Source organism: Streptomyces mayonensis (assembly GCF_018982965.1).
Taxonomy (GTDB): domain Bacteria; phylum Actinomycetota; class Actinomycetes; order Streptomycetales; family Streptomycetaceae; genus Streptomyces; species Streptomyces mayonensis.
The window spans coordinates 62,859-78,217 of sequence record NZ_JACBYP010000029.1; the positions used below are offsets into that span (position 1 = coordinate 62,859).

The following is a 15,359-nucleotide window of genomic DNA, read 5'->3' on the forward strand; positions in this document are numbered from 1 at the left end:
CCCCCGGGAGTTCGAAGGAGAGCTCCAGCGGGAACTCCGAGAGGCGTCGACACCCGTCGACCGGGCCGACAGGGGGAACCAGCCGATCGAGCGGCGCGTGGATACGATCAGTAAGCAGTACCAGGTGGGCAGTGCGCGAAAGAGCGCCCCGCACACCGGCAGTGCGCACGTCAGCACGGCGCACAGCGGCAGTACGCAGTGCAGTACGCAGTACGGCAACACGCAAGGCAGTGGACAGGACGGCAGCGACGGAGGAGGTGCCCCATGGGAGTCCTGAAGAAGTTCGAGCAGCGTCTCGAAGGTCTGGTCAACGGCACCTTCGCGAAGGTCTTCAAGTCCGAGGTGCAGCCCGTGGAGATCGCGGGAGCGCTTCAGCGTGAATGCGACAACAACGCGACCATCTGGAACCGCGACCGCACCGTCGTGCCCAACGACTTCATCGTGGAGCTGAGCACACCCGACTTCGAGCGGCTCAGCCCCTACTCCGGCCAGCTCGGCGACGAGCTGGCCGGCATGGTCCGCGACTACGCCAAGCAGCAGCGCTACACCTTCATGGGACCGATCAAGGTCAACCTGGAGAAGGCGGACGACCTCGACACCGGCCTGTACCGGGTGCGCAGCCGTACGCTCGCCTCCTCCAGCAGCCACCAGGGCGGCCCGGGGCCCGCGGGCCCCGCCGCTCCCCCCGCCCCCACCGGGCGGCCCGGCGCCCCGGGCGGCGGCTACGGCTACCCGCCGGCCGCCGCGCCCGCGGGCGCCCCGCCCATGCCGGCCGCGCCGCCGCCCGGCGGCCGCCCCGGCGGCTACGGCTACCCGCAGCCCGCGGGCGGCCAGCAACCCCCGGCCGCGCCCGCCCCCGGCGGACGCACGCGCCACTGGATCGAGATCAACGGCAACCGCCATCAGATCTCCCGCGCGACCCTCGTGCTCGGACGCAGCACCGAGGCCGACGTGCGGATCGACGACCCCGGCGTCTCCCGCCGGCACTGCGAGATCCGGACCGGAACGCCCTCGACGATCCAGGATCTCGGGTCCACCAACGGCATCGTGGTGGACGGGCAGCACACCACCCGCGCTACGCTCCGCGACGGCTCGCGAATCGTCGTGGGCAGCACCACCGTTATCTACAGGCAAGCCGAAGGGTGATCCGGGGGCAATGTCAGAGCTGACCCTCACGGTCATGCGGCTGGGTTTTCTCGCCGTACTGTGGCTGTTCGTGATCGTGGCCGTGCAGGTCATCCGCAGCGACCTGTTCGGTACGCGGGTCACCCAGCGCGGAGCCCGGCGCGACGCCGGCCGACCGCAGCAGGCCGCCGCGCGCCAGGGCCAGGCGCCACCGCCGCAGCGCCAGCAGTCCGGCGGCGGGCGCGGCCGCCGGGGCGCGCCCACCAAACTGGTCGTCACGGAGGGCACCCTCACCGGCACCACCGTTGCCCTCCAGGGCCAGACCATCACGCTCGGCCGGGCACACGACTCGACGATCGTGCTGGACGACGACTACGCCTCCAGCCGCCATGCCAGGATCTACCCGGACCAGAACGGCCAGTGGATCGTCGAGGACCTCGGCTCCACCAACGGCACCTATCTGGACCGGTCCCGGCTGACGACCCCCACACCGATCGGTCCGGGTTCGCCGATTCGCATCGGCAAGACCGTCATCGAGCTGCGGAAGTAGTGCTACACCAATGAAAGAGCGCGAGCGGAGCGAGCACGCAGCGGCGGCCGGCACCCCGGGCCCCGGCGCGCTCCCGACCGGAGGGTGGGCAGTGTGGCTCGACACGACCGGCTGCAGTCGGAGCCGACGGGCGAGGTGGGCATGAGTCTGTCACTGCGCTTCGCCGCCGGTTCGCACAAGGGCATGATCCGGGAGGGCAACGAGGACTCCGGCTACGCCGGTCCGCGGCTGCTCGCCATCGCCGACGGCATGGGCGGCCAGGCCGCCGGTGAGGTCGCCTCCTCCGAGGTCATCTCCACCATCGTCGCCCTCGACGACGACGTACCCGGCTCCGACCTGCTCACCTCCCTCGGCGGCGCCGTGCAGCGCGCCAACGACCAGCTGCGGCAGATGGTCGAGGAGGACCCCGCCCTGGAGGGCATGGGCACCACGCTCACCGCCCTGCTGTGGACCGGCCAGCGCCTGGGCATGGTCCACGTCGGCGACTCCCGGGCCTATCTGCTGCGCGACGGCGTCCTCACCCAGATCACCCAGGACCACACCTGGGTGCAGCGCCTCGTCGACGAGGGGCGCATCACCGAGGAGGAGGCGGGCACCCACCCGCAGCGCTCCCTGCTGATGCGGGCCCTCGGCAGCGGCGACCACGTCGAGCCCGACCTGTCCATCCGCGAGGTGCGGGCCGGCGACCGCTACCTCATCTGCTCCGACGGACTCTCCGGCGTCGTCTCCCACCAGACGATGGAGGACACCCTCGCCAGCTACCAGGGCCCCCAGGAGACCGTCCAGGAGCTGATCCAGCTCGCGCTGCGCGGCGGCGGCCCCGACAACATCACCGTCATCGTCGCCGACGTCCTCGACCTCGACACCGGCGACACCCTCGCGGCCCAGCTCTCCGACACCCCCGTGGTCGTCGGCGCCGTCGCCGAGAACCAGGCCCAGACGGGCGACAACGGCATCATGCAGACCCCGGCCGGCCGCGCCGCCGGCCTCGGCCGCCAGGGCGGACAGCACGGCGGGGGCGGCGAGTTCGGCCCGCCCGGCAGCGGCGACACCACCGGCTACGCACCGGCCGGCGGCTTCGACGACTACGGCCCCGACGACTTCGTCAAGCCCCGCAAGAGCCGCCGGTGGCTGAAGCGGTCCCTCTACACGGTGCTCGCCCTCGCCGTGATCGGCGGCGGCACCTACGGCGGCTGGCGCTGGACGCAGACCCAGTACTACGTCGGCACCAACGACGACCACGTCGCGCTGTACCGGGGCATCAGCCAGGACCTCGCCTGGGTCTCGCTCTCGAAGGTCCAGAAGGACCACCCCGAGATCGAACTGAAGTACCTGCCGCCCTACCAGCAGAAACTGGTCGAGGCCACCATCGCCGAGGGCGACCTCAACGACGCCCGGGCCAAGATCGAGGAGCTGGCCGTCCAGGCCTCCGCCTGCAAGAAGCAGGCCGACCGGCGCGCCCAGACCGACGAGAACGCGAAGACGGGCGAGGGCCAGGCCGGAGGCACCGCGGGAACCACGCCCGCCTCCTTCACGTCCAAGGCCTCACCGAGTCCCGACCCCTCGCAGAACGAGTCGCAGAACGAGTCGGAGTCGCCGAAGACCCCCGGATCGTCCCCGTCCACGACCGCACCCAACCCAGGCTCCGGACCGACCCTCTCGGAGGAAGAGCAGAAGGTCGTCTCGCTGTGCGGTAAGCAGTAGGCAAGCCGTGAGAGGCCCTGTCACACGATGAGCAGTACTACCAACCCGTCGACGCACCACACGTCCACGATCGGCGCGATCGGCGCCCCGAGCCGGCGCAACACCGAGCTGGCCCTGCTCGTGTTCGCCGTCCTCATCCCGGTCTTCGCCTACGCCAACGTGGGCCTGGCCATCAACGACGAGGTGCCCGCGGGCCTGCTGAGCTACGGCTTCGGCCTCGGCCTGCTGGCCGGTGTCGGCCACCTCGTCGTGCGCAGGTTCGCGCCGTACTCGGACCCGCTGCTGCTGCCGCTGGCCACGCTGCTCAACGGCCTCGGACTCGTCGCCATCTGGCGCCTGGACCAGTCCGAACTGCTCCAGAGCATCGACCAGGCGGGCACCGCCGCGCCCCGCCAGCTGATCTACACCGCGATGGGCATCGCCCTGTTCGTCGCCGTGCTCGTCTTCCTCAAGGACCACCGCGTCCTGCAGCGCTACACCTACATCTCCATGGTCGGCGCCCTGTTCCTGCTGCTGCTGCCGCTCGTGCCGGGCCTCGGCAAGAACATCTACGGCGCCAAGATCTGGATCCAGGTCGGCTCCTTCTCCATCCAGCCCGGTGAGTTCGCCAAGATCGTCCTCGCGATCTTCTTCGCCGGCTACCTGATGGTGAAGCGCGACGCGCTCGCCCTGGCCAGCCGCCGCTTCATGGGCCTCTACCTGCCGCGCGGCCGCGACCTCGGCCCCATCCTGGTCGTCTGGATCGTCTCCATCCTGATCCTCGTCTTCGAGACCGACCTCGGCACCTCGCTGCTGTTCTTCGGCATGTTCGTGATCATGCTGTACGTCGCCACCGAGCGGACCAGCTGGATCGTCTTCGGCATGCTGATGTCCGCCGTCGGCGCGGTCGGCGTGGCCACCTTCGAACCGCACATCCAGCAGCGCGTCGACGCCTGGCTCGACCCGATGCGGGAGTTCACGCTCTCCCGCGCCAACCAGATCGGCCACTCCGAGCAGGCCATGCAGGCCCTGTGGGCCTTCGGCTCCGGCGGCACCCTCGGCACCGGCTGGGGCCAGGGCCACTCCGAGCTGATCCGCTTCGCCGCCAACTCCGACTTCATCCTCGCCACCTTCGGCGAGGAACTCGGCCTCGCCGGGCTGATGGCGCTGCTCCTGCTCTACGCCCTGATCGTGGAACGCGGCGTGCGCACCGCCCTCGCCGCCCGCGACCCCTTCGGCAAGCTCCTCGCCATCGGCCTCTCCGGCGCCTTCGCCCTCCAGGTCTTCGTCGTCGCCGGCGGTGTCATGGGCCTCATCCCGCTCACCGGTATGACCATGCCCTTCCTGGCCTACGGCGGTTCCTCCGTCATCGCCAACTGGGCGCTGATCGGCATCCTGCTGCGCATCAGCGACACGGCGCGCAGACCGGCGCCCGCCGCGCCCGCCAGCCCCGACGCCGAGATGACCCAGGTGGTCCGCCCGTGAACAAGCCACTGCGCCGCATCGCGATCTTCTGCGGCCTCCTCGTCCTCACCCTGCTCATCCGCGACAACTGGCTGCAGTACGTCCAGGCGGACGAGCTCAAGGAGGACGAGCACAACCGCCGCGTGGCCATCGAACGGTACGCCAGTCCCCGCGGCGACATCATCGTCGACGGCAAGGCCATCACCGGCCACGCCACCACCGAGGGCGACTTCAAGTACAAGCGCACCTACAAGGACGGCGCCATGTGGGCGCCCGTCACGGGCTACGTCTCCCAGGCCTACGGCGCCACCCAGATCGAGGCCATCGACGACGGCATCCTCACCGGCAACGACGACCGGCTCTTCTTCCGCAACACCCTCGACATGCTCACGGGCAAGAAGCGCGAGGGCGGCAACGTCGTCACCACCCTCAACGGCGCCGCCCAGAAGGCCGCCTACGACGGTCTGAAGAAGCAGGGCGCCAAGGGCGCCGTCGTCGCGATGGAGCCGTCCACCGGCAAGATCCTCTCGATGGCGTCCTACCCGTCGTACGACCCCACCGCGATCGCCGGCGGCGACGAGGCCGCGGGCGAGGCCTGGGCCAAGCTGCAGAAGAAGAACAACCCCGACGACCCGATGCTCAACCGCGCCCTGCGCGAGGTCTACCCGCCCGGTTCCACCTTCAAGGTGGTCACCGCGGCGGCGGCGCTGGAGAACGAGAAGTACACCTCGGCCGACGAGAAGACCGACTCGCCGCTGCCGTGGACCATGCCCGGCACCACCACCGAACTGCCCAACGAGGGCGACCTCCCCTGCGAGGACGCCACCCTCCGCGAGGCGCTGCGGGTCTCCTGCAACACCGTCTTCGGCAAGATCGGCTCCGACCTCGGCAACGAGAAGATGCTGGAGGAGGCCAAGAAGTTCGGCTTCACCGAGGAGCAGTTCGTCCCGGTCCGCTCCAACGCGTCGGTCTTCTCCGAGGACATGGCCCCCTCGGAGGTCGCGCAGTCCTCCATCGGCCAGTTCAACACCGCCGCGTCGCCGCTGCAGATGGCCATGGTCGCCTCGGCCGTCGCCAACAACGGCACCCTGATGAAGCCGTACATGGTCGACGAGCTCCAGGCCCCGAACCTCGACACGCTCGAGAAGACGGAGCCCGAGGAGATGAGCAAGCCGCTGTCCGCGGACAACGCCCAGATCCTGCAGTCCATGATGGAGACCGTCGTCGAGGACGGCACGGGAACCAACGCGCAGATCGACGGCGTCAAGGTGGGTGGCAAGACCGGTACCGCGCAGCACGGTGTCGACAACAGCGAGAACCCCTACGCCTGGTTCATCTCGTACGCCAAGGGGGACGACGGCGGCTCGCCCGTCGCCGTGGCCGTGGTGATCGAGGACGAGAACGCCGGCCGCGACGACATCTCGGGCGGCGGCCTCGCGGCGCCGATCGCGAAGAACGTCATGGAGGCCGTCATCGACAGCAAGGAGTGACCGCACCATGAACGGGACGTGACTCCGGTCACGTCCCCTTCACATCGGCGCACGTTGCGATACCGGTCCTGTATCGGCTGCCCGGCTCGGCCAAGGGGCTCGGAGCGAGCCGGGTACGGTAGGCCGGACGGCAGCCTCCGACCGTACAAGCATGCCGGTCGGGACCGACGGAGAGGGCTGGTAGGTAACCATGGAAGAGCCGCGTCGCCTCGGCGGCCGGTACGAGCTGGGCCAGGTGCTCGGCCGTGGTGGCATGGCGGAGGTATACCTCGCGCACGACACCCGGCTCGGCCGCACCGTGGCGGTGAAGACGCTCCGCGCGGACCTCGCGCGCGACCCGTCCTTCCAGGCCCGCTTCCGCCGGGAGGCCCAGTCGGCCGCCTCGCTCAACCATCCCGCGATCGTGGCGGTGTACGACACGGGCGAGGACTACATCGACAACGTGTCGATCCCGTTCATCGTCATGGAGTACGTCGACGGCTCCACGCTCCGCGAGCTGCTCCACTCCGGCCGCAAGCTCCTGCCGGAGCGGACGCTGGAGATGACCATCGGCATCCTCCAGGCCCTGGAGTACTCGCACCGGGCCGGCATCGTCCACCGCGACATCAAGCCGGCCAACGTCATGCTCACCCGCAACGGCCAGGTCAAGGTCATGGACTTCGGCATCGCCCGCGCCATGGGCGACTCGGGCATGACGATGACCCAGACCGCCGCCGTGATCGGCACCGCCCAGTACCTCTCCCCGGAGCAGGCCAAGGGCGAGCAGGTCGACGCGCGCTCCGACCTGTACTCCACCGGCTGCCTGCTCTACGAGCTGCTCACGGTGCGCCCGCCCTTCGTCGGCGACTCCCCGGTGGCCGTCGCCTACCAGCACGTGCGCGAGGAACCGCAGGCGCCGAGCGTCTTCGACCCCGAGATCACGCCCGAGATGGACGCGATCGTGCTGAAGGCCCTGGTCAAGGACCCGGACCACCGCTACCAGTCGGCCGACGAGATGCGCCTGGACATCGAGGCCTGCCTCGACGGCCAGCCCGTCGGAGCCACCGCCGCGATGGGCGCGATGGCCGCGGGCGGCTACGGCGCCTACCCCGACGACCAGCCGACCACCGCCCTGCGCTCGGACGCGGGCGCCAGTGCCACGACCATGCTGCCGCCCGCCAACCCGGACGACGGCGGCTACGGCTACGACGACCGCCCCGACCGGCGCCGCCAGCAGCCGCGCAAGAAGAACACCTCCACGATCTTCCTGGTCCTGGCGGGCGTCCTCGTCCTGGTCGGCGCCATCCTGATCGGCAAGTACGCCTTCACCGGCAACGGCGGGGCGGGCAACGACAAGGTCCCGGTGCCGACGTTCGTGGGGCTGAGCAAGAGCGACGCCGAGCAGCAGGCCGGCAACATCGACCTGAAACTGACGTTCAAGGAACAGCCCTGCGAGGACCAGCCCAAGGGCAACGTCTGCGAGCAGGACCCCAAGCAGGGCACGGACGTCGAGAAGGAGTCCACCGTCAACCTGGTCGTCTCGACCGGCGCCCCGAAGGTCGCCGTGCCGAACGTCATCGACAAGAACGTGGACGAAGCCACCAAGCAGCTCGAGGACAAGGGCTTCGACGTCGAGACCAAGCAGACCGAGTCCTCCCAGGACGAGGGCACGGTCCTCAGCCAGGACCCGGACCCGGGCACCGAGAAGGAGAAGGGCTCGAAGGTCACCCTGGAGGTCGCCAAGGCCGAGGAGAAGGTCACGGTGCCGGACGTCGTCGGCCGCACCTGTGACGAGGCGAAGTCCCAGATGGAGGGCAGCGACCTCGATGCGACCTGCACCGACCAGCCCACCACCGACGAGAACCAGGTCGGCAAGGTCATCTCCACCACGCCCTCGGCGAACCAGCAGGTCGACCCGGGCTCCAAGGTCACCGTCGTCGTCGGCAAGGCCGTGGAGAAGACCGCGATCCCCGAGGTCCGCGGGAAGAGCCTCGCGGAGGCCCGTCAGATCCTCCAGGAGAGCGGCTTCGGCAACGTCCAGGTCCAGCCGGGCTCTCCGACCGAGGACAACACGACAGTGATCGCCATGGACCCGCAGCCCGGCACCGAGGTCGACGACCCGGCCGCCCAGCAGGTCACCCTCACGACCCTCGCCGGCAACAACGGCAACAACGGAGGCAATGGCGGCGGGTTCTTCGGCGGCCTCGGCGGCGACGACTGATCCCCGCTTGTACGTCCCGTACGTACCGGTAGCGGCTCGTGTAGACCGGCGTGCAGGTCGTCAGGGTGATGTAGTGGCCGGCCTTCTTCCTGCCGGACTCCTCGGGGATGCCGTCGAGCACGTCGACGTTGAACTTCGAGGTCTCCGGGAGGGTGGCGTACGTCTTGTACACGTACCAGGTGTCCTTCGTCTCGAAGACGATCGGGTCACCCTCCTCGATCTTGTCGATGCGGTGGAACTTCGCGCCGTGCCCGTCGCGGTGGGCGGCGAGCGAGAAGTTGCCCTCCTTGTCCGCGGTGGGCAGCGTCGCCTCGACCGGGTCGGTGTAGTAGCCGGCCACGCCGTCGTTGAGGACCTTCATCGACGTGCCCTTCTCCACCAGGATGTCGCCCTCGCCCATGGCCGGGACGTGGAGGAAGCCGATGCCCGCCCCGGTGTCCAGGGCGCCGGGACCGTCCGGGCCGACGCGGTCCTGGGCCCAGTTGTCGCGGACCTTGTCGGCCTGTTTGTCCGCCGCGCGGTCGGCGACCACGTTCGTCCACCACAGCGAGTAGACGACGAACAGGCCCATCACCAGGCCCGCGGTGATGAGCAGTTCGCCGAAGACGCCGACCGCCCGGGCGAGGATCCGCCGGGGACGCCGGCTGCCTGCCGCGGGCCCCCCGGAACCGTCCTCGCCGGCCTGCTCCTGCTGCTCCGTGTCGGTGGTCGCTGCCACTGGTCATCCGCCCTTAACTGACGAGCGCATCCGGCTTGCCCTTGCTGCGCGGCCGTTCCTCGACCATCTTGCCCCAGACGATCATGCGGTACTTGCTGGTGAACTCCGGCGTGCAGGTCGTCAGCGTGATGTAGCGGCCGGGTTCCTTGAAGCCCGACTGCTTCGGGACCGGCTCCAGCACACTCACGTTGCTCGGCGACGTCACCGGCAGGATCGACGCCATCTTGTAGACGAAGTACTCGTTCTGCGTCTCCACCACGATCGGGTCGCCGGGCTGCAGCTTGTTGATGTAGCGGAACGGCTCGCCGTGCGTGTTGCGGTGGCCCGCCAGTCCGAAGTTGCCCGACTTGGCGTCCGGCATCGCCGTCTTCAGCGCACCCTCCGCGTAATGCCCGACCATGCCGCGGTCCAGCACCTTCTTGCTGTTGATGCCCTCCGCGATCGGCACCACGACGTCCAGCTTCGGGATGTGCAGCAGGGCGAAGCCCTGGCCCGGTTCGAAGGCGCCCGGGGCGCCCTTGCCCTTCGCCCAGTCGTCCTGGAGGCTGCTGGCCGCCTGGTCCGCCTGCGCGTGCGCCCGGACGTTGGTCCACCACAGCTGGTAGGTGACGAACAGCAGCATCAGCACGCCGGTCGTGATGAAGACCTCACCGATCGCGCGGCTGGCGATCACCGCCGGGCCGGGTCTGCGGGCCCGGGCCTGCCGACGGGCCTCCACGCGCGACAGCGGCGCCCGCGGGGTCTCCTCGGCCTCGGCGTCCACCCGCCGGGCGCGGGACGTCCCACGGCGCCCGTGGCGCCGTTTCGCGGCCTTCCTGCGCGCCGCGCGCCCGCCGTCCGCGGGCACGGCGGGCGTCCGCCGCGGCGGGGGGTCCGGGACCCGCAGCGCCACGGTCTCGTCGTCGACGAGCGGCGGCCGGTACTGCTCCCCGGGCGCCCCGGCCCCTTGTTGTGCTGCCTGTGCGGCTTGTGCGGCTTGTGCGGCTTGTGGGGCTTGTGCGGCGAAGTCCCCGTGCCGGCCGTCCCCGAACGCACCGGAATCCCCGTACGACTGCCCGTACGGGGATCCCTGGTCACCGGCCGTGCCGGACTGGCGCTCGGGGCGCAGCGCGGTCACGCCGTGGCCCTGCCCACCACCGGGGCGAGCCCCGCCGACCTCGCCACCGCGTCCCGGTCGCCGCACTCCGCCAGCCAGTTGGCCAGCATCCGGTGCCCGTGCTCGGTCAGCACCGACTCCGGGTGGAACTGCACGCCCTCGACGGGCAGCTCACGGTGGCGCAGACCCATCACGATGCCGTCCGGCGTCCGGGCCGTCACCGCCAGCTCGGCGGGCACCGTGTCCGGCTCGGCCGCCAGCGAGTGGTACCGGGTCGCGGTGAAGGGCGAGGGCAGGCCCGCGAAGACGCCCTCGCCGGTGTGCTCGACGGGCGAGGTCTTGCCGTGCAGCAGCTCCGGCGCGCGGTCCACGACCCCGCCGTACGCCACCTGCATCGACTGCATGCCGAGGCAGACGCCGAAGACCGGCACCCCGGTCGCCGCGCAGTGCCGGACCATGTCGACGCACACCCCGGCCTGCTCCGGCGCACCCGGCCCCGGCGACAGCAGGACCCCGTCGAACCGGTCCTGGGCGTGCGCCGTGGACACCTCGTCGTTGCGCAGGACCTCGCAGTCGGCGCCCAGTTGGCAGAGGTACTGGACCAGGTTGAAGACGAAGCTGTCGTAGTTGTCCACGACGAGGATGCGCGCGCTCACTGGTTGTCCACCGTCACATCGTTGAAGGGAAGCAGCGGTTCGGCCCACGGGAAGACGTACTGGAAGAGGACGTAGACCACGGCCACCACCAGCACGAGGGAGAGCAGCGCCTTCACCCACGCGTTCCCCGGCAGATGCCGCCAGATCCAGCCGTACATGCCGTCCCTTCCGTCGCACCACGGCGCCAGACTCACGCCGTACGGCACCAGACTAGCGGCGCGGGGCCCCGCGGAACGGCCCTAATCCACAGGCTGGGCATAGTGCAGGTCGGCCGTGCCCGCGTAGCCCGGGAGCGTCGCCCGCCCGTCGTCCTCGACCTTCCAGCCGAGCCCGTAGACGTTGACGTACACCATGTAGTTCTGGATCGCCGGCGACTTGGCCAGGGTCTTCTTCAGCCGCTCCGGGTCGCCGACCGCCTGGATCCTGTAGGGCGGCGAGTAGACGCGTCCCTGGAGGATCAGGGTGTTGCCCACGCAGCGCACCGCGCTGGTGGAGATCAGCCGCTGGTCCATGACCTTGATGCCCTCGGCGCCGCCCTGCCACAGGGCGTTCACCACGGCCTGGAGGTCCTGCTGGTGGATCACCAGGTAGTCGGGCTGCGGCTCCGGATAGCCGGGGAGCTTCGCGGTGGCGTCCGGCGGGGCGTCGTCGAGTGTGACGGAGATCGCCTCGCCCTCCAGCTCGTGCGTGCCCGCCTTCTTCTCCAGCGCGGCGAGCTCGTCGTCCTCGGACCTGCTCCGGCCGTCGTCGCGTTCGGCGAGGGATTCGACGTCCTGGCGCAGTGCCCCGTTGGACTCCTCCAGCAGGCCGTTCCCCCGGCTGCGTTCGTGGATGAGGTCGGACAGCTTCAGCAGCGAGGCGTCCGTGCGGATGTTGGTGCCCTTGGCGGTGTTGAAGCTGGTGAAGAAGATGAGCCCCGCGAGGGCGAAGACGGCTGCCGTGAGAATCCGCACGGGCCGCAGACGGCGTCCGCGGGCAGGGCTGGATCCCGTCCCGGGGGAGTCGGCAGAATTGCTCAACGTACCCTTATCTCCTTCGGCGCCACGGAAGGACTACGCTAACGGACGCCCGGGGGAGCGCTCAGAGTCCCCTTGTCCCCCGTTCGCCGCCCCCGAGACCGACCCCCGTTCCCTGCGCGGCCACGCAGCGCATCGACAGGAGAGACCCTCGTGCCGAAGTCACGTATCCGCAAGAAGGCCGACTACACGCCGCCGCCCTCGAAGCAGGCGGCCAGCATCAAGCTGACCAACCGCAGCTGGGTCGCACCGGTCATGCTGGCCATGTTCGTCATCGGCCTGGCCTGGATCGTCGTCTTCTACGTCACCGACGGTTCGCTGCCGATCGACTCGCTCGGCAACTGGAACATCGTGGTGGGCTTCGGCTTCATCGCCGCCGGATTCGGCGTCTCGACGCAGTGGAAGTAGCGGCGGAGGCGAGGGGAGCCGCCCCGCGGGGGCTCTCCCGGTAGCTCTGCCCAGGGGTGTGCGGTGAGTTATCCACAGGCCTTGTCCACACGCTGGGGAAAAGAAAGACGATCTGTGGATAACCCCCGTGGGATTGACGCCGGTATGACGGAAGTACTGGTTGGTCCCATTAACCGAAAACACGTTCGCCTCCTGCCTGACCTGCGGAAACGCTAGTCATCGACAGGGGGCGCACCTGTTCCCGCACGCTGTGCACAAGATCCGGCACCCGTTGTGGACAACGGAGGCACTCAGGTGAGCTGAGCGGTTCTCACCAGGGTCAGGGCCACGACTGCCACCAGGACCAGCGCGCACGCACCGTACTGCACGAGGGTCCGCCGTTCACGCGGTGCGTGGAGCATGGCGTAGCCGATCACTGCGCCGCCGACGAGCCCGCCGACGTGGGCCTGCCAGGCGATGTTGGCCCAGGTGAAGGTGAAGACCAGGTTGATCACCAGCAGGATGACGACCGGCCGCATGTCCGCGTTGAGACGGCGCACGAGGGCGGCGGTGGCACCGAAGAGGCCGAAGATCGCACCGGAGGCGCCGAGCGAGGGCTGGTTGGGCTCGGCGATCAGGTAGGTCAGGGCGCTGCCGGCCAGCCCGGAGCAGAAGTAGAGGGCGAGGTAGCGGGCCCGGCCGAGGGCGCCCTCCAGCGGGCCGCCGAGCCACCAGAGGCTGAGCATGTTGAAGAGGATGTGCATGTAGCTGCCGTGCAGGAACATCGCGGTCAGCAGCCGGTACCACTGGCCCTCCGCGACCCCCTCCACCGAGCCGAGGAGTGGGACGTAGGCCCGGCCGATCAGCTCGAGGTGGTTGGTGAAGCGGTCGCCGACGGAGAGCTGGACCAGGAAGAGGGCCAGGTTGACGCCGATCAGCACCTTGGTGACCAGCCGCGGGTCGGCGGCGATGGTGCCCCCGGCCAGGGTGCGGGGCCGGGACGCGGCGGGGGCGGGCCCGTTGCCGCCGGTGCGGCCGGCCGCGCAGTCCGGGCAGTGGAAGCCGACGGAGGCGTTGACCATGCAGTCCGTGCAGATGGGGCGCTCGCAGCGCGTGCAGCGGATGCCTGTCTCGCGGTCCGGGTGGCGGTAGCAGCCGGGCAGGCTCTGGGCGTCCGGCGGGCCGGCGGCCGCGTGGTCCATGGCTTCCCCTCGGTCGTCCTGCGGGTGGTCGGTGCACATGCGCACGCCCCGCCCCTCTTTACGGATGGGCGGGGCGTTTGGTTCCTTCGCTTCCTTCCCGGTGTGCGGGAGGTCAGCCCTGGCGGGTCTCGACGGTCACCGACTCGATGACGACGTCCTTGACCGGGCGGTCGGTGCGGGGATTGGTCGGCAGGGCGGCGATGGTGTCGACGACCTTCTGACCGGCCTCGCCCGCGACCTCCCCGAAGATCGTGTGCTTGCGGTTCAGCCAGGTCGTCGGGGACACGGTCACGAAGAACTGCGAGCCGTTGGTGCCCGGTCCGGCGTTGGCCATGGCCAGCAGGTAGGGCCGGTCGAAGGAGAGGTCGGGGTGGAACTCGTCCTCGAACTGGTACCCGGGGCCGCCGGTGCCGTTGCCGAGCGGGTCGCCGCCCTGGATCATGAAGCCGCTGATCACCCGGTGGAAGACGGTGCCGTCGTAGAGCCGGTCCGTGGTCTTCTCCCCGGTCTCGGGGTTGGTCCACTCGCGCTCGCCCCGGGCGAGCTCGACGAAGTTCCTGACCGTCCTGGGGGCGTGGTTCGGCAGCAGCCGAATGGGGATGTCGCCGTGGTTGGTCTTCAGGGTGGCGTAGAGCTGCTCGGCCACGATGTGCCTTCCGTCGTCCAGTTGTGCGCACCGATCCTCCCACGGCGGGCGGCGCGCACGTCGGCGCAACCCGTGAGTCAGGGGCGCGGAGCGGCAATCCGTGGCATCGTCGTGGGCAGGTTCGCGTTGCCCGGTATTCACCCGTTCTTGACGTTGGTCAGCTCTTGTTCGCATCTTCATCACCACGCGCACCGGAGACCTGACGGCATCGCCCGTGACCCGGATGCCCGCCCTCGCATGCCTGCCGGTCCGTCCCCAGGCATGATCCGTAAAAGGGTGGAAAGTCGAATTACCGTACGCCACCGAGGAGGAGGAACCCGTGACCCGCATCGACAGCGTGCGCGCCGCGACCGGTTCGGCGAAGGACAGCGTGCTGCACGCCGCGGAAGTGGTGGCGCCCTACGCCGACACGGCCAAGGACAGGGCCGCTCACTATGCACAGGAGGCGCGCGTACGGCTGGCGCCCAAGGTGTCGCAGGCCGCAGACCAGGCCCGCCTCCAGTACGGCGCGCATCTCGCGCCGCGGCTGGAGCAGGCCCGTACGCATGTGCCGCCGAAGATGGACGCGGCCGCCCAGGAGGCCGCCGTACGCACGCGGCTGGCCGCCCGGCAGGCGGCCGAGTACTCACGGCCGAGGATCGAGCAGGCGGTGGCCGCAGCCGGCCCCGTGCGGGACGAGGCCACGGCGCGGGGTGCTGCCGCGCTGGCCGCGCTGCGGGGCCAGGTCACCGCCAAGGAGATCCAGCGGCTGTCCCGCAGGCACCGGCGCCGGGCGCGGGCCGGGCGGGTCGCCCGGGTCGTGGCGGTGGCCGCGATCGTCGCCGGTGGTGCGGTGGCCGCCTGGAAGTGGTGGGACAAGCAGGCCAACCCGGACTGGCTGGTGGAGCCGCCGGAGGCGACGGAGGTGCCGGAGTCGGGCCGGCTGACGTCGGTGGACGGCACCGGTGAGGCGCTCCTCGATCCCGAGGTACAGGCCAAGCAGGCGCGGGAGGAGGCGGAGGGCGACGGCCCCCGCTGATCACCGCCGCGTGTCATGACATCGCCGTGGGGCGGTGGTGCGGTGGTGCGGTGGTGCGGTGGTGCGGTGGTGCGGTGGTGCGGTGGTGCGGTGGTGCGGTGGTGCGGT

General features: G+C 70.2%; 15 protein-coding genes. 8 read left to right on the forward strand and 7 right to left on the reverse strand.

All coding sequences use genetic code 11. From position 1 onward, the window contains the following. Window positions 1–264: 264 nt before the first annotated feature. The 6 genes from fhaA to pknB all read left to right on the forward strand — a co-directional run bounded on the left by fhaA (window position 265) and on the right by pknB (window position 8,512). Window positions 265–1,146 carry an antibiotic biosynthesis regulator FhaA gene (gene fhaA, locus HZS56_RS14030; protein ID WP_216721041.1) on the forward strand — a complete coding sequence of 294 codons (882 nt, stop codon included), beginning with the start codon at window positions 265–267 and terminating at the stop codon, window positions 1,144–1,146. A 10-nt stretch (window positions 1,147–1,156) separates the two neighbouring features. Next, complete coding sequence (gene fhaB, locus HZS56_RS14035) at window positions 1,157–1,675, forward strand: antibiotic biosynthesis regulator FhaB (RefSeq protein ID WP_031036453.1); 519 nt, start codon at window positions 1,157–1,159, stop codon at window positions 1,673–1,675. A 141-nt stretch (window positions 1,676–1,816) separates the two neighbouring features. Then, window positions 1,817–3,379 (forward strand): Stp1/IreP family PP2C-type Ser/Thr phosphatase, encoded by a 1,563-nt coding sequence (locus tag HZS56_RS14040; protein ID WP_216721042.1) that lies wholly within the window; start codon window positions 1,817–1,819, stop codon window positions 3,377–3,379. A gap of 27 nt (window positions 3,380–3,406) precedes the next feature. After that, entirely contained in the window at window positions 3,407–4,843 is a 1,437-nt protein-coding gene (locus tag HZS56_RS14045) for an FtsW/RodA/SpoVE family cell cycle protein (RefSeq protein WP_216721043.1), read from the forward strand. Continuing rightward, complete coding sequence (locus HZS56_RS14050) at window positions 4,840–6,312, forward strand: peptidoglycan D,D-transpeptidase FtsI family protein (RefSeq protein ID WP_216721044.1); 1,473 nt, start codon at window positions 4,840–4,842, stop codon at window positions 6,310–6,312. Before HZS56_RS14045 ends, HZS56_RS14050 begins: the two co-directional genes overlap by 4 nt. Window positions 6,313–6,502: 190 nt before the next feature. Next, window positions 6,503–8,512 (forward strand): Stk1 family PASTA domain-containing Ser/Thr kinase, encoded by a 2,010-nt coding sequence (pknB, locus tag HZS56_RS14055; RefSeq protein WP_216721045.1) that lies wholly within the window; start codon window positions 6,503–6,505, stop codon window positions 8,510–8,512. Here the strand turns inward: pknB and HZS56_RS14060 are convergent. From HZS56_RS14060 to HZS56_RS14080, 5 genes are read right to left on the reverse strand one after another with little or no spacing between them, the layout of a single operon-like run. Beyond that, window positions 8,433–9,230, reverse strand: coding sequence for a class E sortase (locus HZS56_RS14060; protein ID WP_308408073.1), 798 nt, complete (start codon window positions 9,228–9,230; stop codon window positions 8,433–8,435). The two genes, pknB and HZS56_RS14060, sit on opposite strands and share 80 nt — an antisense overlap. A gap of 13 nt (window positions 9,231–9,243) precedes the next feature. Then, entirely contained in the window at window positions 9,244–10,347 is a 1,104-nt protein-coding gene (locus tag HZS56_RS14065) for a class E sortase (RefSeq protein ID WP_216721046.1), read from the reverse strand. Beyond that, a complete protein-coding gene (locus HZS56_RS14070) occupies window positions 10,344–10,982 on the reverse strand; it encodes an aminodeoxychorismate/anthranilate synthase component II (protein ID WP_216721047.1) in 639 nt (212 codons plus the stop codon). The genes HZS56_RS14065 and HZS56_RS14070 overlap by 4 nt, the downstream gene beginning before the upstream one ends. Continuing rightward, window positions 10,979–11,176: a hypothetical protein gene (locus tag HZS56_RS14075; protein ID WP_216721056.1), complete on the reverse strand. Its 198-nt coding sequence runs from the start codon at window positions 11,174–11,176 to the stop codon at window positions 10,979–10,981. Before HZS56_RS14075 ends, HZS56_RS14070 begins: the two co-directional genes overlap by 4 nt. A gap of 45 nt (window positions 11,177–11,221) precedes the next feature. Then, window positions 11,222–12,001 (reverse strand): DUF881 domain-containing protein, encoded by a 780-nt coding sequence (locus HZS56_RS14080; RefSeq protein WP_216721048.1) that lies wholly within the window; start codon window positions 11,999–12,001, stop codon window positions 11,222–11,224. Between the two features lie 150 nt (window positions 12,002–12,151). Between HZS56_RS14080 and crgA the strand changes: the two genes are divergently transcribed. Beyond that, window positions 12,152–12,406 carry a cell division protein CrgA gene (gene crgA / locus HZS56_RS14085; protein ID WP_031036484.1) on the forward strand — a complete coding sequence of 85 codons (255 nt, stop codon included), beginning with the start codon at window positions 12,152–12,154 and terminating at the stop codon, window positions 12,404–12,406. A 290-nt stretch (window positions 12,407–12,696) separates the two neighbouring features. Here crgA and HZS56_RS14090 read toward each other — a convergent pair whose 3' ends face one another. Next, window positions 12,697–13,587: a rhomboid family intramembrane serine protease gene (locus HZS56_RS14090; RefSeq protein WP_216721055.1), complete on the reverse strand. Its 891-nt coding sequence runs from the start codon at window positions 13,585–13,587 to the stop codon at window positions 12,697–12,699. Between the two features lie 112 nt (window positions 13,588–13,699). Further along, a complete protein-coding gene (locus HZS56_RS14095; protein ID WP_216721049.1) occupies window positions 13,700–14,233 on the reverse strand; it encodes a peptidylprolyl isomerase in 534 nt (177 codons plus the stop codon). 319 nt (window positions 14,234–14,552) lie between these two features. Here HZS56_RS14095 and HZS56_RS14100 point away from each other — a divergent pair, with 319 nt between their 5' ends. Next, entirely contained in the window at window positions 14,553–15,251 is a 699-nt protein-coding gene (locus tag HZS56_RS14100) for a DUF5324 family protein (RefSeq protein WP_216721050.1), read from the forward strand. The last annotated feature ends 108 nt before the right edge of the window (window positions 15,252–15,359 follow it).

What these genes read in the sequence shown, in the direction of transcription:
- fhaA (WP_216721041.1), top strand. Translation starts at nt 265, where the DNA reads ATGGGAGTCCTGAAGAAGTTCGAGCAGCGTCTCGAAGGTCTGGTCAAC.
- fhaB (WP_031036453.1), top strand. Translation starts at nt 1,157, where the DNA reads ATGTCAGAGCTGACCCTCACGGTCATGCGGCTGGGTTTTCTCGCCGTA.
- HZS56_RS14040 (WP_216721042.1), top strand. Translation starts at nt 1,817, where the DNA reads ATGAGTCTGTCACTGCGCTTCGCCGCCGGTTCGCACAAGGGCATGATC.
- HZS56_RS14045 (WP_216721043.1), top strand. Translation starts at nt 3,407, where the DNA reads ATGAGCAGTACTACCAACCCGTCGACGCACCACACGTCCACGATCGGC.
- pknB (WP_216721045.1), top strand. Translation starts at nt 6,503, where the DNA reads ATGGAAGAGCCGCGTCGCCTCGGCGGCCGGTACGAGCTGGGCCAGGTG.
- HZS56_RS14090 (WP_216721055.1), bottom strand. Translation starts at nt 13,587, where the DNA reads ATGGACCACGCGGCCGCCGGCCCGCCGGACGCCCAGAGCCTGCCCGGC.